The organism is Burkholderia sp. Ac-20353 (assembly GCF_017104785.1).
Taxonomy (GTDB): Bacteria; Pseudomonadota; Gammaproteobacteria; order Burkholderiales; family Burkholderiaceae; genus Burkholderia.
On record NZ_JAAGPL010000019.1, the window covers coordinates 14,141 to 35,805 of the forward strand.

21 protein-coding genes and 4 tRNA genes are annotated in these 21,665 nt (G+C 66.6%); 18 read left to right on the forward strand and 7 right to left on the reverse strand.

Annotated features, from left to right (window positions below):
• Window positions 1-75: 75 nt before the first annotated feature.
• The 10 genes from G3N94_RS09380 (at window position 76) to nagZ (ending at window position 9,990) form a co-directional block, all read left to right on the forward strand.
• Entirely contained in the window at window positions 76-1,542 is a 1,467-nt protein-coding gene (locus G3N94_RS09380; RefSeq protein WP_205792105.1) for a DegQ family serine endoprotease, read from the forward strand.
• The gene (locus G3N94_RS09385; RefSeq protein ID WP_205792106.1) at window positions 1,542-1,790 is read left to right on the forward strand and encodes a glutaredoxin family protein; all 249 of its coding nucleotides are present in this window, start codon (window positions 1,542-1,544) and stop codon (window positions 1,788-1,790) included. Before G3N94_RS09380 ends, G3N94_RS09385 begins: the two co-directional genes overlap by 1 nt.
• 133 nt (window positions 1,791-1,923) lie before the next feature.
• Window positions 1,924-3,717 carry a translation elongation factor 4 gene (gene lepA / locus G3N94_RS09390; RefSeq protein ID WP_205792107.1) on the forward strand — a complete coding sequence of 598 codons (1,794 nt, stop codon included), beginning with the start codon at window positions 1,924-1,926 and terminating at the stop codon, window positions 3,715-3,717.
• A 16-nt stretch (window positions 3,718-3,733) separates the two neighbouring features.
• Entirely contained in the window at window positions 3,734-4,627 is an 894-nt protein-coding gene (gene lepB / locus G3N94_RS09395) for a signal peptidase I (protein WP_205792108.1), read from the forward strand.
• A gap of 153 nt (window positions 4,628-4,780) precedes the next feature.
• Entirely contained in the window at window positions 4,781-5,932 is a 1,152-nt protein-coding gene (gene rnc, locus G3N94_RS09400) for a ribonuclease III (RefSeq protein ID WP_205792109.1), read from the forward strand.
• 63 nt (window positions 5,933-5,995) lie between these two features.
• A complete protein-coding gene (gene era / locus G3N94_RS09405) occupies window positions 5,996-6,895 on the forward strand; it encodes a GTPase Era (protein WP_205792110.1) in 900 nt (299 codons plus the stop codon).
• Window positions 6,882-7,730 carry a DNA repair protein RecO gene (recO, locus tag G3N94_RS09410; RefSeq protein WP_205792111.1) on the forward strand — a complete coding sequence of 283 codons (849 nt, stop codon included), beginning with the start codon at window positions 6,882-6,884 and terminating at the stop codon, window positions 7,728-7,730. Before era ends, recO begins: the two co-directional genes overlap by 14 nt.
• Window positions 7,727-8,500: a pyridoxine 5'-phosphate synthase gene (pdxJ, locus tag G3N94_RS09415; protein ID WP_205792112.1), complete on the forward strand. Its 774-nt coding sequence runs from the start codon at window positions 7,727-7,729 to the stop codon at window positions 8,498-8,500. Before recO ends, pdxJ begins: the two co-directional genes overlap by 4 nt.
• A gap of 11 nt (window positions 8,501-8,511) precedes the next feature.
• Window positions 8,512-8,946: a holo-ACP synthase gene (acpS, locus tag G3N94_RS09420; protein ID WP_205792113.1), complete on the forward strand. Its 435-nt coding sequence runs from the start codon at window positions 8,512-8,514 to the stop codon at window positions 8,944-8,946.
• 15 nt (window positions 8,947-8,961) lie between these two features.
• Complete coding sequence (nagZ, locus tag G3N94_RS09425) at window positions 8,962-9,990, forward strand: beta-N-acetylhexosaminidase (protein WP_205792114.1); 1,029 nt, start codon at window positions 8,962-8,964, stop codon at window positions 9,988-9,990.
• Between the two features lie 70 nt (window positions 9,991-10,060).
• Here nagZ and G3N94_RS09430 read toward each other — a convergent pair whose 3' ends face one another.
• The 3 genes from G3N94_RS09430 to earP all read right to left on the reverse strand — a co-directional run bounded on the left by G3N94_RS09430 (window position 10,061) and on the right by earP (window position 13,620).
• A complete protein-coding gene (locus tag G3N94_RS09430; RefSeq protein ID WP_205792115.1) occupies window positions 10,061-11,446 on the reverse strand; it encodes a sigma-54 dependent transcriptional regulator in 1,386 nt (461 codons plus the stop codon).
• 272 nt (window positions 11,447-11,718) lie between these two features.
• Window positions 11,719-12,276 (reverse strand): elongation factor P, encoded by a 558-nt coding sequence (efp, locus tag G3N94_RS09435; RefSeq protein ID WP_205792116.1) that lies wholly within the window; start codon window positions 12,274-12,276, stop codon window positions 11,719-11,721.
• 126 nt (window positions 12,277-12,402) lie between these two features.
• Window positions 12,403-13,620: an elongation factor P maturation arginine rhamnosyltransferase EarP gene (gene earP / locus G3N94_RS09440; protein WP_205792117.1), complete on the reverse strand. Its 1,218-nt coding sequence runs from the start codon at window positions 13,618-13,620 to the stop codon at window positions 12,403-12,405.
• 77 nt (window positions 13,621-13,697) lie between these two features.
• On the opposite strand from earP, the gene uvrC reads away from it, so the two are divergent.
• From uvrC to G3N94_RS09470, 6 genes are all read left to right on the forward strand, one after another.
• Window positions 13,698-15,755 (forward strand): excinuclease ABC subunit UvrC, encoded by a 2,058-nt coding sequence (gene uvrC / locus G3N94_RS09445; RefSeq protein WP_205792118.1) that lies wholly within the window; start codon window positions 13,698-13,700, stop codon window positions 15,753-15,755.
• Between the two features lie 83 nt (window positions 15,756-15,838).
• On the forward strand, window positions 15,839-16,426 hold the full coding sequence (gene pgsA, locus G3N94_RS09450) for a CDP-diacylglycerol--glycerol-3-phosphate 3-phosphatidyltransferase (RefSeq protein ID WP_205792119.1): 588 nt from the start codon (window positions 15,839-15,841) through the stop codon (window positions 16,424-16,426).
• Between the two features lie 140 nt (window positions 16,427-16,566).
• Window positions 16,567-16,642, forward strand: a tRNA-Gly gene (locus tag G3N94_RS09455).
• Between the two features lie 49 nt (window positions 16,643-16,691).
• Window positions 16,692-16,767, forward strand: a tRNA-Gly gene (locus tag G3N94_RS09460).
• A 50-nt stretch (window positions 16,768-16,817) separates the two neighbouring features.
• Window positions 16,818-16,893 (forward strand) — tRNA-Gly (locus G3N94_RS09465).
• A 98-nt stretch (window positions 16,894-16,991) separates the two neighbouring features.
• Window positions 16,992-17,065, forward strand: a tRNA-Cys gene (locus tag G3N94_RS09470).
• Between the two features lie 109 nt (window positions 17,066-17,174).
• Here the strand turns inward: G3N94_RS09470 and G3N94_RS09475 are convergent.
• Window positions 17,175-17,678 (reverse strand): GAF domain-containing protein, encoded by a 504-nt coding sequence (locus G3N94_RS09475; RefSeq protein WP_205792120.1) that lies wholly within the window; start codon window positions 17,676-17,678, stop codon window positions 17,175-17,177.
• Window positions 17,679-17,930: 252 nt separating this feature from the next.
• Between G3N94_RS09475 and G3N94_RS09480 the strand changes: the two genes are divergently transcribed.
• Together G3N94_RS09480 and G3N94_RS09485 are read left to right on the forward strand one after the other, a co-directional pair.
• The gene (locus G3N94_RS09480; protein WP_205792121.1) at window positions 17,931-18,803 is read left to right on the forward strand and encodes a pirin family protein; all 873 of its coding nucleotides are present in this window, start codon (window positions 17,931-17,933) and stop codon (window positions 18,801-18,803) included.
• Between the two features lie 141 nt (window positions 18,804-18,944).
• Window positions 18,945-19,439 carry a GNAT family N-acetyltransferase gene (locus tag G3N94_RS09485; RefSeq protein WP_205792122.1) on the forward strand — a complete coding sequence of 165 codons (495 nt, stop codon included), beginning with the start codon at window positions 18,945-18,947 and terminating at the stop codon, window positions 19,437-19,439.
• Window positions 19,440-19,467: 28 nt separating this feature from the next.
• On the opposite strand, the gene G3N94_RS09490 is transcribed toward G3N94_RS09485, so the two are convergent.
• The 3 genes from G3N94_RS09490 to G3N94_RS09500 are packed head-to-tail and all read right to left on the reverse strand — an operon-like array spanning window position 19,468 to window position 21,455.
• Window positions 19,468-20,349, reverse strand: a complete 882-nt coding sequence (locus G3N94_RS09490) for a cytochrome c oxidase assembly protein (protein ID WP_205792123.1) — start codon at window positions 20,347-20,349, stop codon at window positions 19,468-19,470.
• Between the two features lie 9 nt (window positions 20,350-20,358).
• Complete coding sequence (locus G3N94_RS09495) at window positions 20,359-20,799, reverse strand: copper chaperone PCu(A)C (protein WP_205792124.1); 441 nt, start codon at window positions 20,797-20,799, stop codon at window positions 20,359-20,361.
• Between the two features lie 20 nt (window positions 20,800-20,819).
• Entirely contained in the window at window positions 20,820-21,455 is a 636-nt protein-coding gene (locus G3N94_RS09500; protein WP_205792125.1) for an SCO family protein, read from the reverse strand.
• Between the last annotated feature and the right edge of the window lie 210 nt (window positions 21,456-21,665).

The following is a 21,665-nucleotide window of genomic DNA, read 5'->3' on the forward strand; positions in this document are numbered from 1 at the left end:
CGTACGGTTCCAAGGGGGGTCCCTCTCCGCAAGGAGGGTGGGCCTACCCTACCAAGTAACGCTTCCGTTTCCGACATGATGAAACTCACGCTGCGCAAATGGCTGGCCGTTGCGGCGGTGGCGGCTTGTCTGCCACTCGTGCCGCATACCGCGGTCGCGGCTCCCGGGGCGAACCTGCCCGATTTCGCGGATCTCGTCGAAAAGGTGGGGCCGGCCGTCGTGAACATCAGGACGACCGCCAACGTGCCGTCGGGGCCGCGCGGCGTGTTCCCGCCGGGCTTCGACAACGGCGACATGTCGGAATTCTTCCGGCGCTTCTTCGGCATTCCGCTGCCGCAGGCGCCCGGCAACCCGAAGAACGCGCCGGCGCCTGACAATCCGCCCGACACCGAGCAGAACCGCGGCGTCGGCTCGGGCTTCATCCTGTCGGCAGACGGCTACGTGATGACCAATGCGCACGTCGTCGACGATGCGGACACGATCTACGTGACGCTGACCGACAAGCGCGAGTTCAAGGCGAAGCTGATCGGCGTCGACGATCGCACCGACGTCGCGGTCGTCAAGATCCAGGCGTCGAGCCTGCCGGTCGTCGCGATCGGCGATTCGAACAAGGTGCGCGTGGGCGAGTGGGTCGTCGCGATCGGCTCGCCGTTCGGCCTCGACAACACGGTCACGGCCGGCATCGTCAGCGCGAAGGGGCGCAACACGGGCGACTACCTGCCGTTCATCCAGACCGACGTGGCCGTGAACCCCGGCAACTCGGGCGGGCCGCTGATCAACATGCAGGGCGAGGTGATCGGCATCAACTCGCAGATCTACAGCCGCACCGGCGGTTTCATGGGCATTTCGTTCGCGATCCCGATCGACGAGGCGATGCGCGTGGCCGAGCAGCTGAAGGCATCGGGCAAGGTGACGCGCGGCCGGATCGCGGTCGCGATCGGCGAGGTGACGAAGGACGTGGCCGACTCGATCGGGCTGCCGAAGGCGGAGGGCGCGCTGGTCAGCAGCGTCGAGCCGGGCGGGCCGGCCGACAAGGCGGGCGTGCAGCCGGGCGACATCATCCTAAAGTTCAACGGCAAGCCGGTCGAAACGGCGTCGGACCTGCCGCGCATGGTCGGCGACACGAAACCGGGCGCGAAGGCGACGATCAGCGTATGGCGCAAGGGTCAGTCGCGCGATCTCCCGATCATGATCGCCGAAACGCCGACCGATACGACCGCGAAGGCCGACACGGCCAAAAAGGCGCCGCAGAAACCGCGCCAGAGCAATGCGCTCGGCCTCGCGGTCAGCGACATTCCGGCCGACCAGCTGAAATCGCTGAAACTGAAGAACGGCGTGCAGGTCGACAACGTCGACGGCCCGGCAGCGCGTGCGGGCCTGCAGCGCGGCGACGTCGTGCTGCGCATCGGCGACACCGACATCACGAGCGCGAAGCAGTTCGCCGACGTCACCGCGCAGCTCGACCCGCAAAAGGCGGTCGCGGTGCTCGTGCGGCGCGGCGACAACACGCAGTTCATCCCGGTGCGTCCGCGCCAGAAGTAATGCGGGCGCCGGTGTTCACGCTCTACGGCCGCGGCTGGTGCCACCTGTGCGACGACATGCGCGACGCACTGGCGCCGGTGGCGGCCGAATTCGGCGTGGTGGTCGATTATGTCGACATCGACGCGGATGCGGCCCTCGTTGCGCGCTATGACGAGGACGTGCCCGTGCTGCTGCTGGACGGCACCGAAGTGTGCCGCCACCGCTTCGACGAGACCCTGGTGCGGAGCGCGCTCGCCGCGCGACGCTGAGGCCTGGCGGCGGCGGTTTGCCAAAAGGCCGCCCGGCAGAGGGCTTTTCGGCTAAAATAGGCTGTTTTTTCACCGACTTACAAGGCGTGCTCCGCGGTCGTCGAGCGCGCCTTTTTCGCTTGATCGGCACTGAATGGATCATATTCGCAATTTCTCGATCATCGCGCACATCGACCATGGCAAGTCGACACTCGCGGATCGCATCATCCAGGTATGCGGCGGGCTCGCCGACCGTGAAATGGAAGCGCAGGTGCTCGACTCGATGGATATCGAGCGTGAGCGCGGCATCACGATCAAGGCGCAGACGGCTGCGCTGTCGTATCGTGCGCGCGACGGCAAGGTGTACAACCTGAACCTGATCGACACGCCGGGGCACGTCGACTTCTCGTACGAAGTCAGCCGTTCGCTGTCCGCGTGCGAGGGCGCGCTGCTGGTCGTCGACGCGAGCCAGGGCGTCGAGGCGCAGACGGTCGCGAACTGCTACACGGCGATCGAACTGGGCGTCGAAGTCGTACCGGTGCTGAACAAGATCGACCTGCCGGCCGCGAACCCCGAGAACGCGATCGCCGAGATCGAGGACGTGATCGGCATCGACGCGATGGACGCGACGCGCTGCAGCGCGAAGACGGGCGTCGGCGTCGAGGACGTGCTCGAATCGCTGATCGCGAAGGTGCCGCCGCCGAAGGGCGATCCGGACGCGCCGCTGCAGGCGCTGATCATCGACTCGTGGTTCGACAACTACGTCGGCGTCGTGATGCTCGTGCGCATCGTCAACGGCACGCTGCGTCCGAAGGACAAGATCAAGCTGATGGCGACCGGCGCGCAGTACCCGGTCGAGCACGTCGGCGTGTTCACGCCGAAGTCGCGCAACCTCGAATCGCTGTCGGCCGGGCAGGTGGGCTTCATCATCGCCGGCATCAAGGAACTGACCGCCGCGAAGGTCGGCGATACCGTCACGCACGCGACCAAGCCAGCCGCCGAGCCGCTGCCGGGCTTCAAGGAAGTGAAGCCGCAGGTGTTCGCGGGCCTGTACCCGGTCGAGGCGAACCAGTACGACGCGCTGCGCGAGTCGCTGGAAAAGCTGAAGCTCAACGACGCGTCGCTGCAGTACGAGCCGGAAGTGTCGCAGGCGCTCGGCTTCGGCTTCCGCTGCGGCTTCCTCGGCCTGCTGCACATGGAAATCGTGCAGGAGCGGCTCGAGCGCGAGTTCGACATGGACCTGATCACGACCGCGCCGACCGTGGTCTACGAGGTCGTGCAGAGCGACGGTTCGACGATCCGGGTCGAGAACCCGGCGAAGATGCCGGAACCGGCGAAGATCGGCGAGATTCGCGAGCCGATCGTCACCGTGAACCTGTACATGCCGCAGGACTACGTCGGCTCGGTGATCACGCTGTGCGAACAGAAGCGCGGCTCGCAGATCAACATGCAGTACCACGGCCGCCAGGTGCAGCTCACGTACGAGATCCCGATGGCCGAGATCGTGCTCGACTTCTTCGATCGCCTGAAGTCGGTGTCGCGCGGTTATGCGTCGATGGACTACGAGTTCAAGGAATACCGCACGTCGGACGTCGTGAAGGTCGACATGCTGATCAACGGCGACAAGGTCGACGCGCTGTCGATCATCGTGCACCGTTCGCAGTCGCAGTACCGCGGCCGCGAAGTCGCCGCGAAGATGCGCGAGATCATCCCGCGCCAGATGTACGACGTCGCGATCCAGGCCGCGATCGGCGCGCACATCATCGCGCGCGAGAACATCAAGGCGCTGCGCAAGAACGTGCTCGCGAAGTGCTACGGCGGCGACATCACGCGTAAGAAGAAACTGCTCGAGAAGCAGAAGGAAGGCAAGAAGCGGATGAAGCAGGTGGGTTCGGTCGAGATCCCGCAGGAAGCGTTCCTTGCGATCTTGCGCGTCGAAGACAAATAACAGGACTGATCCTTTTATGAATTTTGCGCTGATTCTTTTTGTGCTCGTCGCACTGACGGGCGTGGCGTGGGTTGCCGACAAGATGGTGTTCCTGCCGCAGCGCCGGCGGGCGGCCGATGCGGCGGTCGAGGCGTTCGACCAGCAGCAGTCGCGTATCGACAAGCGTTTTGCCGACGAGAACGCGGTGCAGACCCGTTCGAAGCTGCGCGACGAGAAGCTGCGCCAGCCGTGGTGGCTCGAGTACACCGCAAGCTTCTTCCCGGTGATCCTCGCGGTGTTCGTCGTGCGTTCGTTCATCGTCGAGCCGTTCAAGATCCCGTCGGGCTCGATGGTGCCGACGCTGCTCGTCGGCGATTTCATCCTCGTCAACAAGTTCGACTACGGCCTGCGCATGCCGATCACGAACGCGAAGATCACGCAGGGCCGTCCGCTCGAGCGTGGCGACGTCGTCGTGTTCCGCTATCCGAAGGACGAGTCGGTCGACTACATCAAGCGCGTGATCGGCCTGCCGGGCGATACCGTCGCTTACCAGGACAAGCAGCTGACGATCAACGGCAAGCCGGTAGCCGAGACGCCGCTCGCGGACTTCTTCGACGACGAGCGCCAGAACTATGCGAAGCAGTTCGAGGAATCGCTCGACGGCCGCAAGAACGCGATCCTGAACAATCCCGCCGTGCCGCCGTTCGTGATGGGCGCGTACGACTATCCGTATCGCGATAATTGCACGTACAACAGCCGCGGCGTGATCTGCAAGGTGCCGGCCGGCCACTACTTCATGATGGGCGACAACCGCGACAACAGTGCGGACAGCCGCTACTGGGGTTTCGTGCCGGACAAGAACGTCGTCGGCCGCGCGTTCTTCATCTGGATGAACTTCAGCGATCTGAAGCGCATCGGCTCGTTCAACTGATCGCGCTCGACTCGCACGCAATACGCGACGCACGGGCCGCGAAGCGTATTGCCGAACGACTTTAAGAACCGGCGGTAACACCGCCACGTCACGCCTTTTCGGGGCCGGTCGCGTCGTTTCGGCACGACCGGCGCCCGCGTTATACTCCTGCACATGCCCCTATCCCAGTTGGAAAGCCGGCTGCGCTACGAATTTCGCAATGCGGAATTGTTGCGCCAGGCTTTGACCCATCGCAGTCACAGTGCCACGCACAACGAACGGCTCGAGTTTCTCGGCGACTCCGTTCTGAATTGCGCGGTGGCCGCCCTTTTGTTCCAGCGTTTCAGCAAGCTGGACGAAGGCGACCTGTCGCGCGTGCGCGCGAACCTCGTCAAGCAGCAGTCCCTGTACGAAATCGCTCAGGCCCTGAATATTTCCGATGGGCTGCGGCTCGGCGAAGGCGAGTTGCGCAGTGGCGGCTTCCGCCGGCCGTCGATCCTCGCGGACGCGTTCGAAGCCATCATCGGGGCCGTGTTCCTCGATGGCGGCTTCGAAGCCGCCCAAGGGGTCATCAAGCGGCTCTACGTGCCGATTCTCGACCACATCGATCCGCGCACGCTCGGCAAGGATGCGAAGACGCTGCTGCAGGAGTACCTGCAGGGGCACAAGATCGCGCTGCCGACCTACACGGTCGTCGCGACGCATGGTGCGGCGCACAATCAGCAATTCGAGGTCGAATGCACGGTGCCGAAGCTGGACGTCAAGGTGTCCGGTTCCGGCGCAAGCCGCCGCGCGGCCGAGCAGGCCGCGGCGAAGAAGGCGCTCGACGAGGTGATGGCGGCCGCGCCGATGCCGGCCGCGAAGCCGAAGCGTTCGAAAAACGCGCGTGCGGCCAAGCATGTCGAGCCGGAAATCGTGCCCGGCGTGAAAGGCGTGCAGGAGGCGCTCGATCTGCGTTCGCCCGAGCGCAAGGAGCGCGCCACGGTGCGTGCCGAAGCGAAGGCGGTGCCGGCGCCGTCGGCCGCGGGCGACGCGGCGGAGCAGGGCGAGCGGGCTGTTCCGGCCCCGGTTGCCACGATCCGCGCCGCGCACGTCGACCATGGCGCGGAAAAGGCCGAGCGGGCCACGAAGCCGGTGGCGGACAAGGTCGGTGACCGGAACGACGGTGCACCTCGCGTGATCGCCGACAAGCCCGCCGAGCGTGCAGATTCGGCATCGCGAACCGCCGACAAGCCGGCGGACCGCGCCGACGCCGGACCGGACGCGTCGCCTGGCGGGCCGAGCCTCGCCGCTGCCCAGGCGCCCGTGGCCGATGCCGACCACTGACACCATGCCCATCGATCGTGCCGCGCGCCGCGCGGCCGGTTCCGAACCTGTTTCCCAATCGATATGAACACTCCCGCTCCTACCGGTTTCCGTTGCGGCATGATCGCGATCGTGGGCCGCCCGAACGTCGGCAAGTCGACGCTGATGAACGCGCTCGTCGGCCAGAAGATCAGCATCACGTCGCGCAAGGCGCAAACGACCCGCCACCGCATCACCGGCATCAACACGTTCGACGACGCGCAGTTCGTGTTCGTCGACACGCCGGGCTTCCAGACCCGTCACAGCACCGCGCTGAACCGTTCGCTGAACCGCGCGGTCACGTCGACGCTGACGTCGGTCGACCTGATCCTGTTCGTGATCGAGGCCGGCCGCTTCGGGCCCGACGACCAGAAGGTGCTCGACCTGATCCCGCCCGGCATGCCGACGCTGCTGATCACGAACAAGATCGACCGCGTGACCGACAAGGCGACGCTGTTCCCGTTCATGGAGAAGATGAGCGCGCTGCGCGAATTCGCCGAACTCGTGCCGCTGTCGGCGCAGCGGCCGGAAGACATCAAGCGCCTGCTCGAGACGATCAAGCCGTACCTGCCCGAAGGCGAGCCGATCTACGGCGAGGACGAGCTGACCGACCGCAGCTCGCGTTTCCTCGCGGCCGAGATCCTGCGCGAGAAGGTGTTCCGCTGGACCGGCGACGAACTGCCGTACACGAGCACCGTCATCATCGACAAGTTCGAGGAAGAGGGGCGCCTGAAGCGCATCTTCGCGACGATCCTGGTCGAGCGCGATTCGCACAAGGCGATGGTGATCGGCAAGAAGGGCGAGAAGCTCAAGCAGATCAGCACCGAGGCGCGGATGGACATGGAAAGGCTGTTCGACGGCCCCGTCTATCTCGAGACCTTCGTCAAGGTGAAGAGTGGCTGGGCCGACAACGAAGCGGGGCTTCGTGCCTATGGGTACGAATGACGGTGCGAATGACGCACTGACGTCGACCGAAGACGCGGCGGCGCCCGGCGCGGACGACGCGCCGGCTGCCGCGCCCCCCGCACCGCCACGCAAGGCGCGGCGTGCGACGTCGCGCACGTCCGATTTCCGTGTCGCCGAGCAGCCGGCGTTCGTGCTGCACAGCTATCCCTATCGCGAAACGAGCCTGATCGTCGACGTGCTGACGCGCGATCACGGCCGGCTCGCGCTCGTCGCAAAGGGCGCGAAGCGCCCGCATTCCGCGCTGCGCGGCGTGCTGCAGACATTCCAGCCGCTGCTGCTGTCGTGGTCCGGCAAGTCGGAGATGCGCACGCTGACGGGCGCCGAATGGGTCGGCGGGATGCTGCCGCTCGGCGGCGATGCGCTGCTGTGCGGCTTCTATGCGAACGAGCTGCTCGTGAAGTTCTGCGCGCGCGAGGATCCGCAGCCGCCACTGTTCAATCACTACGTGGTGACGCTCACGCGTCTCGCACACGGCGAGCCCGCGGTGCAGGTGCTGCGCTCGTTCGAGCGCGTGCTGCTGCGCGAGACCGGCTATGCGATGGCGCTGAACCGCACGGTCGCGCGCCGCGCGGTCGAGGCCGACCGCCTGTACGTGTTCGATCCCGAGCGCGGCGTGCGCAACGCGGACGACGACGTGCCGTCGCATTGGCCGGTGGTGACAGGACAGACGTTGCTCGACATGGAGCAGGACGATTACCATCGAGCCCAGACGGTCGCGCAAAGCAAGACGCTGATGCGCTTTCTGCTGAACACCTATCTCGGTGGCACGCCGCTCGCGACGCGCCAGATCCTGATCGACCTGCAAAATCTATGAGCTTCTTCCTGACTTCGCCCACCGCCATCGATCTCGGCGTCAACATCGACCACGTCGCGACGCTGCGCAACGCGCGCGGCACGACCTATCCGGACCCGATCCGCGCGGCGCTCGCCGCCGAAGAGGCCGGCGCCGACGCGATCACGCTGCACCTGCGCGAGGACCGCCGGCACATCGTCGACGCGGACGTGCGCAAGCTGCGCCCGCTGCTGAAGACGCGAATGAACCTCGAATGTGCGGTGACGACCGAAATGCTCGACATCGCATGCGAAGTGCAGCCGCACGACGCGTGCCTCGTGCCCGAGAAGCGCGAGGAGCTGACGACCGAGGGCGGCCTCGATGTCGCGGGCCGCTTCGAGGCCGTGAGCGCCGCGTGCAGGCAGCTCGCCGACGCGGGCGTGCGCGTGTCGCTGTTCATCGATCCGGACGACACGCAGATTCGCGCCGCGCATGAAGCCGGCGCGCCAGTGATCGAACTGCACACGGGCCGTTACGCGGACGCACACGACGCGGCCGAGCAGCAGCGCGAATACGAGCGGATCGTCGCGGGCGTGCAGGCAGGCGCGCAGCTCGGGCTGAAGGTGAACGCGGGGCATGGCCTGCACTACACGAACGTGCAGCAGATCGCCGCGATCGACGGCATCGTCGAGCTGAACATCGGCCATGCGATCGTCGCGCATGCGATCTTCGCGGGCTGGGACAACGCGGTGCGCGAGATGAAGGCGATCATGGTCGCGGCGCGCGTGGCGGCGCTGCACGGCACGCGCTGAACGCTGAACGCATGACGATCTACGGCATCGGCACCGACATCGTCCAGGTGAGCCGCATCGCGGCGGTGCTCGAGCGCACCGGCGGGCGGTTTGCCGAGAAAGTGCTGGGGCCCGACGAGCTGCGCGTGTTCCACGCCCGCCGTGCGCGCTCCGAGGCGCGCGGCATCGCGTTCCTCGCGACGCGCTTCTCTGCAAAGGAAGCGTTCTCGAAGGCGATCGGGCTCGGCATGCACTGGCCGATGACGTGGCGCGCACTGCAAACCCTCAACCAACCGAGCGGCGAACCGTATATCGTCGCGTCCGGCGAACTGGCCGAGTGGCTCGCTGCGCGCGGCATCACCGCCCGCGTGACGGTCAGCGACGAGCGCGACTACGCGGTGTCGTTCGTGGTCGCCGAGACCGACTTGCCGACTCCGGCCCCGCCGGTTTCCCGAACCACTTCCTGACGGACTCCCGATTCGATGAAAACGACTCCCGGCCCGGTCATGCTCGACGTCGTCGGCACGGCCCTGACGCGCGACGATGCGCGCCGTCTCGCCCATCCGAACACCGGCGGCGTGATCCTGTTCGCGCGGCATTTCCAGAACCGCGCGCAGCTGACCGCGCTGACCGACTCGATCCGCGCGATCCGCGAGGACGTGCTGATCGCCGTCGACCACGAAGGCGGCCGCGTGCAGCGCTTTCGCACCGACGGCTTCACGGTGCTGCCCGCGATGCGTCGCCTCGGCGAGCTGTGGGACCAGGACGTGCTGCATGCGACGAAGGTCGCGACGGCGGTCGGCTACATCCTCGCCGCGGAATTGCGTGCATGCGGGATCGACATGAGCTTCACGCCGGTGCTCGATCTCGACTACGGCCACTCGAAGGTGATAGGCGATCGCGCGTTCCACCGCGACCCGCGCGTCGTGACGATGCTTGCGAAGAGCGTCAACCACGGGCTCTCGCTCGCAGGGATGGCGAACTGCGGCAAGCATTTTCCCGGGCACGGTTTCGCGGAAGCCGATTCGCATGTCGCGCTGCCGACCGACGACCGGCCGCTCGACACGATCCTCAAGCAGGACGTCGCGCCTTACGACTGGCTCGGCCTGTCGCTGGCGGCGGTGATCCCCGCGCACGTGATCTACACGCAGGTCGACGCGCAGCCCGCCGGCTTCTCGCGGGTCTGGTTGCAGGACATCCTGCGCGGCCGGCTCGGTTTCACGGGCGCGATCTTCAGCGACGACCTGTCGATGGAGGCGGCGCGCGAGGGCGGCACGCTCACGCAGGCGGCCGAGGCCGCGCTCGGCGCCGGCTGCGACATGGTGCTCGTCTGCAACCAGCCGGATGCCGCCGAAAGCGTGCTGAACGAACTGAAGGCGCAGCCGTCGCCGGAATCGGTGAGCCGCATCAAGCGGATGCGTGCGCGCGGCAAGCCGATCAAATGGGACAAGCTGGTCGCGCAGCCCGAGTATCTGCGCGCACAGGCGCTGTTGAGCAGCGCGTTCGCGTAAGCGACGCATAATAGGCCGTTGCGGCCGCAACCAACGGCCAGCCGAACCCGGCCGGCCGTTCTTCCACCCGTCAATCCACCTTCATCCGCTGCAGCTTGTTGTACAGCGTTTTCGGGCTGATGCCGAGCAGCGTCGCCGCGCGATGGCGCGTGCCGCCGACCGCGTCGAGCGTCGCGCGGATCAGCAGGTCTTCGACGTCCGACAGCGGCGTGCCGACCTTGATCTGCACGCTGCTGCCGTTCAGCGCGGCGCCGGCCGAAAAGCTCGCTTCGCCGGCGCGCAGCGAGTCGATGAAGTCGCCGGACGCGTCGTACGCGAAGCGCACGCGCTCCTGCAGTTCGCGCACGTTGCCCGGCCATTCGTACGACAGGCACTCGCGCACGAAGCCCGGTGCCGCGCGCTTGTCGGTCGTGCTGCGGCCGGTCGCGCGCGCATCGCGGTTCAGTTCGTCGATCAGCGCGTCGGCGATCGACAGTGCATCGCCGTCGCGTTCGCGCAGCGGCGGCATCGTGATCGATGCCGCATCGAGACGCAGCCACAGATCCTCGCGCAGCGTGCCGTTCGCGACCGCCTCGCGTGCCGGGCGGCGCGTGGTGGCGATCAGCCGGAAGTCGCTCGCGACCGCGCTCGTGCCACCGATGCGCATGAAGTTCTGCGAATCGAGCGCCTGCAGCAGCGCTTCCTGCAGCGCGAGCGGCAGCGCGGTGACCTCGTCGAGGAACAGCGTGCCGCCACCGGCCTGTTCGAACAGGCCCGACTCGCGCCGCTCGGCGCCGTCGAACGCACCGCGCTCGTGGCCGAACAGCACGCTGTCGAGCGACGCGCCATGACGCCCCGCAAGTGCTAGCGAGCGGCAGTCGAATGCGACGAACGGCCCCTTGCGGCGGCGGCTCAGGTCATGCAGCGTGCGCGCGGCCAGCTTCTTGCCGGTACCGGCTTCGCCCGAGAACAGCACGGCTGTCTCGGTGCGTGCGTTGTGCTCGATCATGTCGTACACGTGCTGCATCGGCTCGCTGCGGCCGACCAGCGCGCCGAAGCGGCCGAGATGCCGCAGCGACGCGCGCAGCGACTGCACTTCGTCGATCAGTTCGTACGGGCGGGGAATGCGTGCGAGCAGGCTGCGCAGGCGCGGAATGTTGATCGGCTTGAGCAGGTAGTCCCAGATACCGTGACGCAGGCCTTCGATCGCGCTTTCGACGGTCGCATTGCCGGTCAGAACGATGACGGGCAGCGAACCGTTCGGCTGTTGCTGCGGCAGGTGCTGAAGCAGGTCGAACCCGCTGCCGTCCGGCAGATTCAGGTCGACGAGGACGACATCGGGAATCGAGCGGCCGAGCGCGGTGCGCGCTTCGGCGAGCGACGTTGCCGTGTCGACCGAGAAGCCGTCCGCGGCGAGCAGCGCGGTGAGTCCGGACAGGCTATTGGGATCGTCTTCGACAATCAGGGCGTGTGGCATGGTGGACGCGTGTCGTGTCAAAAGAGGCGGGCCGTCGGCATTAATTGCCGCAGCCGCATATCCAGATTAAAAACTGATTTTATGCCCCACTGTACGCGTGACGTACATTATTTCTCGGTCGCTATAAAACAGTTACCGATGATACAAATTGAATATCTTTACCGGTGGATTTTGTTGTGCTTCTCTCTACCGGTCGGCCGCGCGCTGTTGGGCCCGGACAAACAAAAAGCGCCCCGAAGGGCGCTTTGTTCGACACATAAATCGCTCGGCGATTATGCGCGGCTGCGGTATTCGTGCGTGCGCGTGTCGATTTCGATCTTGTCGCCGGTGTTGCAGAACAGCGGAACCTGCAGTTCGAAACCGGTTGCGAGCTTCGCGTTCTTCAGCACCTTGCCCGACGACGTGTCGCCCTTGACGGCCGGCTCGGTGTAGGTGATTTCGCGCACGAGGACCGTCGGCAGTTCGACCGAGATCGCCTTCTCGTTGTAGAACACGACTTCGCACGCCATGCCGTCTTCGAGGTAGTTGAGCGCGTCGCCCATCATTTCCGCTTCGACTTCGAACTGGTTGTAGTCGGCGTCCATGAACACGTACATCGGGTCGGCGAAGTACGAGTACGTCACTTCCTTGCGGTCGAGCACGACGACCTCGAACTTGTCGTCCGCCTTGTAGACCGATTCCTGGCCTGCGTTGCTCAGCAGGTTCTTCATCTTCATCTTGACGACGGCGGCGTTACGGCCCGATTTGTTGTATTCCGTCTTCGAGATGACCCATGCGTCGCTGCCGATCTGCACGACGTTGCCTACGCGGAGTTCCTGTGCGGTCTTCATAAAAAAACTGTCCTGATCAAATCAAATAAAGGGTGCCTGAGCGTTGCGCAACGGCGGACGGCGCAAGCGTACGTTCCGGGATGCCCCAAAAGCGAGCGCTTGCGTGGTCAGCCGTCGGATAACCGCTTATTTTAACTGAGATTTTGCGTATTCCGCCAGCTTTCCAGCGAGATCGCCGACGGCGGCCAGCGCGTCGGCCCAGCCGGCCGCGTTCGCCTGCAGCGCTGCGCGGTGCTGCCAGAAATCGGCCCAGTCAGGCGTGCCGGCGCCGTTCCATGCATGCCAGAAGCGGGCGAGGGCGTCGCGCGGCGCAGCGGCGAGACCGGCGCCGACGTGCGCGAGCGCGGCATCGAGCTTCGGCAGGTGCGCGTCGTCGGCCTGCGGATAGATGTGCCAGACGAACGGCCGGCGCGCCCATTGCGCGCGGACGAACGAATCCTCGCCGCGCACGAAATTCAGGTCGCTGACCCACAGCAACGGATCGTAGTCGGCCTGCGGGACGAACGCGAGCCCGTACGCAGTCAGGTTGCCGGCGCGCGCCTGCGCGCCGGCGCCGAATGACGCAACCCCGGATTCAGCTCCGGACTCGACCCCGAAAAAGCGCGCGACGCTCGGCGACACGCGCCCCTCCGGCACGAGCGCGACGACGGGCGCCGCGCCGTCGCGCCACTGCGCGAGCAGCGCGTCGACGGCGGGATTCTCGTACGCGAACAGGCTCACGACCGTCGTGCCGGGCGCGGGCGGCGCGTCGCCGGTCGCGCGCCGCCACCATTCGGCCTGTGCGTGCGCGTCGAACGCCGCTCGGCGCGCATCGAGGTCGCGCTCCTTCAGCACGCCGCCGGTGCCGGCCGACAGGCCGGGGAAGAAGAACGTCTTGACGAGCGGGTAGCGCGGATGCGGCGACGGCCGCAGGTGGAAATCCGCGACCCAGTCCTCGGCGCTCAGGTACTCGAGATTGATCCACACGGGCCGGCGTTCGCGGCGCGCCATCGCCGCCAGATACGCGCCCGGCAGCTCGCACGCGAACGCCTCGATCACGACGTCGGCGATCTCGAGTGAATCGCCGACCTCGGCGTGCCAGTGTTCGATCACGACCCCATCGGCGGTCTGCCGCCGCGCGTCGGGCTCGACGCCGGGCAGCAGGCGCGCGAACGTGTGCAGGTCGTCGATGAACAGGCGCACCTGCCAGCCGTGCTCGTGCGCGAGCTGGCGCGCGAGGCGCCAGCACACGCCGATGTCGCCGAAGTTGTCGACGACGGTGCAGAAGATGTCGCAGGCGAGCGGCTCGTCCGGCGTGGACGGGGACGAGGACGGGACTTGGGGACGGGAGGCAGTGCGTGGCATCGAAGCGGGCGGGTGGAATGCTCTAAACTGGCGATTCTAATAGACCCGTTTAGCGCCATGCAGCGCCCGGATCACGCATGACATCCCCAGACGCCCCCGAAGCCCCCGAAGCCTCGTTCGAACCGAAGAAGATCCTCGCGCAATTGCCGCACCTGCCCGGCGTGTACCGCTATTACGACGCGGCGGGCACCGTGCTCTACGTCGGCAAGGCGCGCGATCTGAAAAAGCGCGTGTCGAGCTATTTCACGAAGACGCAGTTGTCGCCGCGCATCGCGATGATGGTCACGCGCATCGCGCGTATCGAAACGACCGTCACGCGTTCGGAAGCGGAAGCGCTGCTGCTCGAGAACAACCTGATCAAGGCGCTCGCGCCGCGTTACAACATCCTGTTTCGCGACGACAAGTCGTATCCGTACCTGAAGCTCACCGCGCATCGCTTTCCGCGGATGGCGTATTACCGCGGCGCGGTCGACAAGCAGAACCAGTATTTCGGGCCGTTCCCGAGCGCGTGGGCCGTGCGCGAGAGCATCCAGATCCTGCAGCGCGTGTTCCAGTTGCGTACCTGCGAGGATTCGGTGTTCAACAACCGCACGCGGCCGTGCCTGCTGCACCAGATCGGGCGCTGCACCGCGCCGTGCGTCGGCGCGATCTCCGACGAGGACTACGCGCGCGACGTGTCGAATGCCGCGCGTTTCCTGCTCGGCCGGCAGTCCGAAGTGATGAAGGAGCTCGAACAGAAGATGCACGGCTTTGCAGCCGAGCTGAAGTTCGAGCAGGCGGCGGCCGTGCGCAACCAGATGAGCTCGCTCGCGACCGTGCTGCACCAGCAGGCGATCGAGGTCGGCAGCGACAGCGACGTCGACATCCTCGCGGTGGTCGCACAGGGCGGCCGGGTGTGCGTGAATCTTGCGATGGTGCGCGGCGGCCGGCATCTCGGCGACAAGGCGTACTTCCCGACGCACGTCGAGAGCGCGCTGACGCTTGCGGAAGGCGGTCTCGACGACGCCGCAGAGCCGGCCGGCGAGGTGCTGCCCGACCAGCCGGCCGATGAAGCGGCCGACCAACCGGCCGATGAAGCGGTCAATGAAGCGGTCGAAGCGCGCAGTGCGCCGGTATCGGTCGAGGCCGAGGTGCTCGACGCGTTCATCGCGCAGCACTACCTCGGCAACCGTGTGCCACCGGTGCTCGTCGTGAGCCACGCGCCCGCAAGCCGCGACCTGCTCGAGTTGCTGTCCGAGCAGGCCGGCCACAAGGTGTCGCTGGTGCGGCAGCCGCAGGGGCAGCGGCGCGCGTGGCTGTCGATGGCCGAGCAGAACGCGAGCCTCGCGCTCGCGCGGCTGCTGTCGGAGCAGGGCTCGCAGCAGGCGCGCACGCGCGCGCTGGCCGATACGCTCGCGTTCGAGAGCGACGATCTCGCGCAGTTGCGGATCGAGTGCTTCGACATCAGCCACACGATGGGCGAGGCGACCCAGGCGTCGTGCGTCGTCTATCACCATCACAAGATGCAGTCCGGCGAATACCGGCGCTACAACATCACCGGCATCACGCCCGGCGACGACTACGCGGCGATGCGCCAGGTGCTGACGCGCCGCTACGAGAAGATGGTCGAGCAGGCGGCGCAGGCCGCGTCCGCCGACGAGGCGGCCGGCATCGACGCCGAATCGACGCATAAGGCCGAGGCCGCGAGCCTGCTGCCGAACATCGTGCTGATCGACGGCGGCAAGGGCCAGGTCGAGATCGCGCGGCAGGTGTTCACCGAGCTGGGTCTCGATACGTCGATGCTGGTCGGCGTCGCGAAGGGCGAGGGGCGCAAGGTCGGGCTCGAGACGCTCGTGTTCGCCGACGGCCGCACGCCGCTCGAACTCGGCAAGGAGAGCGCCGCGCTGATGCTCGTCGCGCAGATTCGCGACGAGGCGCACCGCTTCGCGATCACCGGCATGCGCGCGAAGCGCGCGAAGGCCCGCCAGACGTCGCGGCTCGAAGAGCTCGAAGGGGTCGGCGCGAAACGCCGGCAGCGGCTGCTCGCCCGGTTCGGCGGGCTGCGTGGCGTCGTCGCGGCGAGTATCGACGAACTCGCAAGCGTCGAGGGCATCTCGCGCGCGCTCGCCGAACAGATCTACAGGCAGCTGCACTGACCCGCGCCGCGCGGCCGGCCGCTTCGCTTGTAGCAGGGCGGTCGACGCGGCACAATTGCGAATCCTTTACTGTCCCGGATGCCATGCCGTTCAATTTTCCGATTTTCCTGACGTGGGTGCGGATCGTGCTGATTCCGCTCGTCGTCGGCGTGTTCTATCTGCCGGACACGGTGATGGCGCCCGGGCACCGCAATCTGGCGGCTGCGCTGATCTTCGTGCTCGCCGCGCTGACCGACTGGTTCGACGGCTACCTCGCGCGCAAGTGGAATCAGACGTCATCGTTCGGCGCGTTCCTCGATCCGGTCGCGGACAAGCTGATGGTGACGGCTGCGCTGCTGATCCTCGTGCAGATCACGCGGGTCGACGCGGCGATCGCGCTCGTGATCGTCGGCCGCGAGATCGCGATCTCCGCGCTGCGCGAATGGATGGCACAGATCGGCGCGTCGAAGAGCGTCGCGGTGAACCAGCTCGGCAAGTTCAAGACCGCCTGCCAGATGATCGCGATCCCGATGCTGCTGTACTACGGGCCGCTGCCGCTCGGCTTCGCGACGATCGACACGCGCGTGTGGGGCGAGTGGCTGATGTATCTCGCGGCGGTGCTGACGATCTGGTCGATGCTGTACTACATGAAGCTCGCATGGCCGCAGATTCGCGAGCGCAGCCGCGTGTGAGGCGAGCTGCGTTGGGTGCGCGAGAACCTTTTTGGAAAAAGGGCGCGAAAAACGCTTGACACTGGAATGTGCCTTCGACATAATCTCGCTTCTCCGCTGCACTGCAAAGCAAGTGCGACGGAGCAGAAGTCAGGCGGTATGCGGGAGTAGCTCAGTTGGTAGAGCGCAACCTTGCCAAGGTTGAGGTCGCGAGTTCGAGACTCGTCTCCCGCTCCAGATTTCTGGCGGCGTGTTGTACGGCAAAGCGCTGCATAGGCATGACAATGCGGGAGTAGCTCAGTTGGTAGAGCGCAACCTTGCCAAGGTTGAGGTCGCGAGTTCGAGACTCGTCTCCCGCTCCAGGTTTTCTGGCGGCGCGTTATACGGCAAGGCGTTGCACATGCAGGACAATGCGGGAGTAGCTCAGTTGGTAGAGCGCAACCTTGCCAAGGTTGAGGTCGCGAGTTCGAGACTCGTCTCCCGCTCCAGATACTGGGGAAGCAAAGCTTCCCTTTTTATTTGATCGACCGACGGTCATCAATAAAATCTGTCGCTTGCCGGCACGGCGAGTGAACAGTCCGCTTACGGCGCGATAGCAAAGCGGTTATGCAGCGGCCTGCAAAGCCGTTTAGGCCGGTTCGACTCCGGCTCGCGCCTCCAGAAAAAGCCCCGCAAATGCGGGGCTTTTCTTTTTTCCATTGCTCGCCAGACATCATGCCGCGATCGCGGCGGCGTTCGTCCACCTGCGATCGCGATCGTCACGCACCGCTCAGCGGCGCGCGTTCTCCCATGCGTGTTCGACGAACACGCGGCACAGCGCTTCCATTCCTTGTCGGTCATCGTCGTCGAAACGCGCGGCAACCGGGCTGTCGACATCCCATACGCCGATCAGCGTGCCGTCGTTGGCGACGAGCGGCACGACGATCTCCGATTCGGACGCCGCGTCGCATGCGATGTGGCCGGGGAACGCGTGCACGTCGCGCACCACCTGCGTGTCGCGCGTCTGCGCGGCCGTGCCGCACACGCCCTTGCCGAGCGCGATCCGCACGCATGCGGGCTTGCCCTGGAACGGGCCGACCACGAGTTCGGTGCCGTCGAAGAAATAGAAGCCGGCCCAGTTGAGCCGGTCGAGCGAGTGATAGACGAGCGCGGCGAAATTCGCGGCGTTGGCGATCAGGTCGCGTTCCGATTCGACGAGCGAGCGGGCCTGCTCGACGAGCGTCGCGTATTGGTCGGCCTTCGAGGCGTGCGGGTCGTTGGACAGCGTGAACATGGCGGGAATGCGGAATGGTTGTCGAAATTGCGCGATGCGCGCATGTGGCAGTCTACGGCACATGCCGACGACGTGCAGCGCGCGCGGTCGACCACCTGCCCGAAGTGATGGAGATCGTTCAGATCCCGCCGGCAATCGTTCAATAAATAGAACGCTGAGTGCGATTTTTGCCGTCTACCGAATCGATCGTGCCGATCCTATATTCCTTTCCAGGACGCGAAACACGGGTTTCGCCGCAATTCGGAGAGGAAGATGAAGAAGGTCCAGGGTGTGTTCAGTGCGCCGCGCGGCCATTGGGTCGGTGACGGGTTTCCGGTGCGCTCGATGTTCAGCTACCAGTCGCATGGCGCGCATCTGAGCCCGTTCCTGCTGCTCGATTACGCGGGGCCGGCAACGTTCGAGCCGGCGTCGGGCGCGGCGCCACGCGGCGTCGGCCAGCATCCGCACCGCGGGTTCGAGACGGTCACGATCGTCTACGACGGCGAGGTCGCGCACCGCGACTCGACGGGCGCGGGCGGCGTGATCGGCCCCGGCGATGTCCAGTGGATGACGGCCGCGAGCGGGATCCTGCACGAGGAATTTCACTCGGAGGCGTTCACGAAGCAGGGCGGGCCGCTCGAAATGGTCCAGCTATGGGTGAACCTGCCCGCGGCAGACAAGATGGGGGCGCCCGGCTACCAGACGCTGCTGAACGCGGACATCCCGGTGGTCGAGCTGCCGGAAGGCGCGGGTCGTGCGCGGATCATCGCGGGCGAACTCGACGGGCGGCGCGGTCCGGCCCGCACGCACACGCCGATCGACGTGTGGGACGTGCGGCTCGCGGCCGGCGGTCGCGCGCGGTTTCCGGTCGCGGAAGGGCGCACGCTCGCGGTGGTCGTGCTGAGCGGCACGGTGCTCGTGAACGGCGAAACGGTCGCGCGCGAAGCGCAGTTCGTGCAGTTGAGCCGCGACGGTCGTGACGTCGAGATCGAAGCGAATGGCGACGCGAAGTTGCTGATCCTGAGCGGCGAACCGATCGACGAGCCGGTCGTCGGTTACGGGCCGTTCGTGATGAACTCGCAGGAGGAAATCCGCGCCGCGATCGACGACTTCAACGGCGGCCGCTTCGGCAGGATGCCCGCGTGACGGACGGGCCCCGCGCAATGCGGGGCCCGCTGTCGTATCGGCAGCGCGGGTATCGGCGGGGTGGTCGCGCGTCGCGTGCGCTTCGGGGCATAATCGTCGATTGCCGCGCGCCGGCCGGCGTGCCCCGAATCAGGATCGCACATGAATGCTCCCGTCTCTGCCGCAAACCCGCCCGCCACCGATGCGCTCGACTGGCGCTGGAAATCCTTCGACGCGTTGTCGGCGCGCGAGGTCTACGCGATCCTCGAGGCGCGCAGCGCGGTGTTCGTCGTCGAACAGAACTGCGTGTACCGCGATATCGACGACGCGGACCAGGCGGCATGGCATCTGGCTGCCTATGACGACGCCGGGCGGCTCGCCGGCTACCTGCGCGTGCTGCTGCCCGACGCGCAGGATCCCGATGTCCGGATCGGCCGCGTGCTGACGACCGCCGCGTTTCGCGGCGCGGGCCTCGGCAACGCGTTGCTGTCGCGCGCGCTCGAGCATATCCGCGCGCAATGGCCCGAGACCCCCGTGAGCCTGCATGCGCAGGCCCATCTGCAGCGCTTCTACGGCGCGTTCGGCTTTGCGCCGAGTTCCGACGTGCATGACGAGGATGGCATCCCGCACGTGTGGATGCGCAGCGCGCGCGTGTGACGTCGCTGCGGCCGCGGCGCGCGCCGCGTCAGTCCGCGGTGGGCAGGGTGCGCGCGACCGCCGGGCCGGCGGCGTCGCGCTTCGCCACGCGTTCGTCCAGCAGGCGCCCGCGCGCCGATAGCCGCAGCCAGTGCCGCAGCGCGATCAATGCCCCGATCACGCTCATCATCGAGCCGGGAATCCACAGCAGCAGCCCGCCGATCTGCTGGTCGCGCAGCGGGCTCAGCCACGTGAACGCGCGTCCGCAGATCGAATAGATCGGATACAGCTCGTGCGGCGTGAAGAAGATCAGCGCGCCGAGCACGAGCTGCGGCGGGATCGCCGCGACGACGACCAGGATCCGGCGGCCCGGCGACAGCCGCGCGGGCGGCGCCGGGCGCGGATCGACGACGAGCCACCAGAACAGCAGGCCGTCGATCACCATGCTCCAGTTCATCACGCGATAGAGTCGCCAGTCGAGCATCGCGACGAAGTGGATCGGCGACAGCAGCCAGAAATAGATCAGCCCGACGAACAGCACGACCGCGACGACCGGGTTGAACACGACGTCGAGCGTCGCGCGCACCGGCGCCCACGCGAGCGCAGGGCGCACGAAGCGCTGCCGCCAGCGGAACGGGATGCCCGCGCGGATCGCCGCGCCCGGATACGCGAGCGCGATGAAGAACGGCCCGAGGTGGTGCAGCACGAGGTGCTGCGCGCGGTGCAGGAAGAACTCGTGCTCGAAGAAGTAGTCGAGCCGCGTGTGCAGCGCGACGTACAGCGCGGTCAGCCCGAGCCAGAACGAGAACTGCCGCAGCGGCGACACCTTCGCCTTCTTCACGCCGCGCGCAAACAGCACCGCGGCCGTCAGCACCGCGATCACCACGGTCGGCGACGGCTCCCACGGATCGAGCCAGTACAGGAGGTTCATCGTGCGGCGTTACTTCGCCTGCGCGGGCGACTTGACCGCGAACGGCGTGTCGAGCGTTTCGCCGTCGGAGAACTTCAGGCGCAGGCGGACGGTGTCGCCCGGCTTGATCGCGTGCTTCGGCTCCTCGAGCATGAAGTGGTAGCCGCCCGGCGCGATGTCGACCTTGCCGCGCGCGGGGATCGTCAGCTTGTCGACCATTTCCATCTTCTGCGTCGAACCGTTCGACACTGTCTGGTGCAGCATCGTCATTCCGTAGTCGGGGCTGTCGACGTCGACGAGATCGACCGGCTTGTCGCTCGCGTTGACGAGCGTCACGTAGCCGCCCGCGGGCAGCTTGTTCGGCAGCCAGCGCACCCATGCGTTCTGCGCGGTGATCGCGCCGGCGGCAAACGCGTGTGCGCCGACGGACAGCGCGGCGAGGAAGGCGAGCGTCTTGAGTTTCGTCGTCATTTGTTGGGGGCTCAGGTGGATCAGGTGGATGAGGCGTTGTCGAGGATCCGGCGCACGTCGGCGGCGATGGCGTCGGGCTTGTCGCGGTCGGTCGCGAGCAGGCGCGCGCGGCCGTTGGCATCGAAAACGTAGACGGCCGAGCTGTGCGTCACCTCGTAGCCGCCGGACGGATCGCGTTTTTCCATCTGGTACGCGACGCGATAGCGTTTCGCGAGCGATTCGATCTGGCGGTCAGTGCCGGTCAGCCCGCGCGCGTGCTCGGCATCGAACGCGGCGACATACGACTGCATCAGCTGCGGCGTGTCGCGCGCGGGGTCGACCGATACGAACAGGATGCGCACGTCGCGTGCCTGCGGGCCGAGTTGCGCGAGGACTTCCATCAGCCGCGCCATCGTTTCCGGACAGACGTCCGGGCAATGCGTGTAGCCGAAATAGACGAGCGCGACCTGGCCGCGGTACGCGGACGCGTCGACCGGCCGGCCGTCGCCGCCCGTCAGCGTGAACGACAGGTCGGGCAGGTGGCCGGTCACGTCGGTCAGGTGCCACGGCGGCTCGCCGTGCGTGCAGGCGGCAAGCGCCACGGCGGCGGCGAGGGCCGCGCCGGTGCGGACGAGGCGTGAGAGGCGCCGGTGCGGCGCGGGACGGGCAGGCGACATCCAGGGGCTCGATCGGACAGAACGGTCGCACGGCCGGTGCGGCGCGATGAGTTGCGATGTGTCGCGATACGTCGCGCGGCCGGCGGTTGCGAATGCAGCGCCGAATGTAGCGCAATTCGCACGGCTGCGTTCGTTCGAAACATGTCCGATACATGCGATCGGGGCAAAATGTCGCAGATGCCGCGCCACGCGGCGAACCGTGCGCCGCGC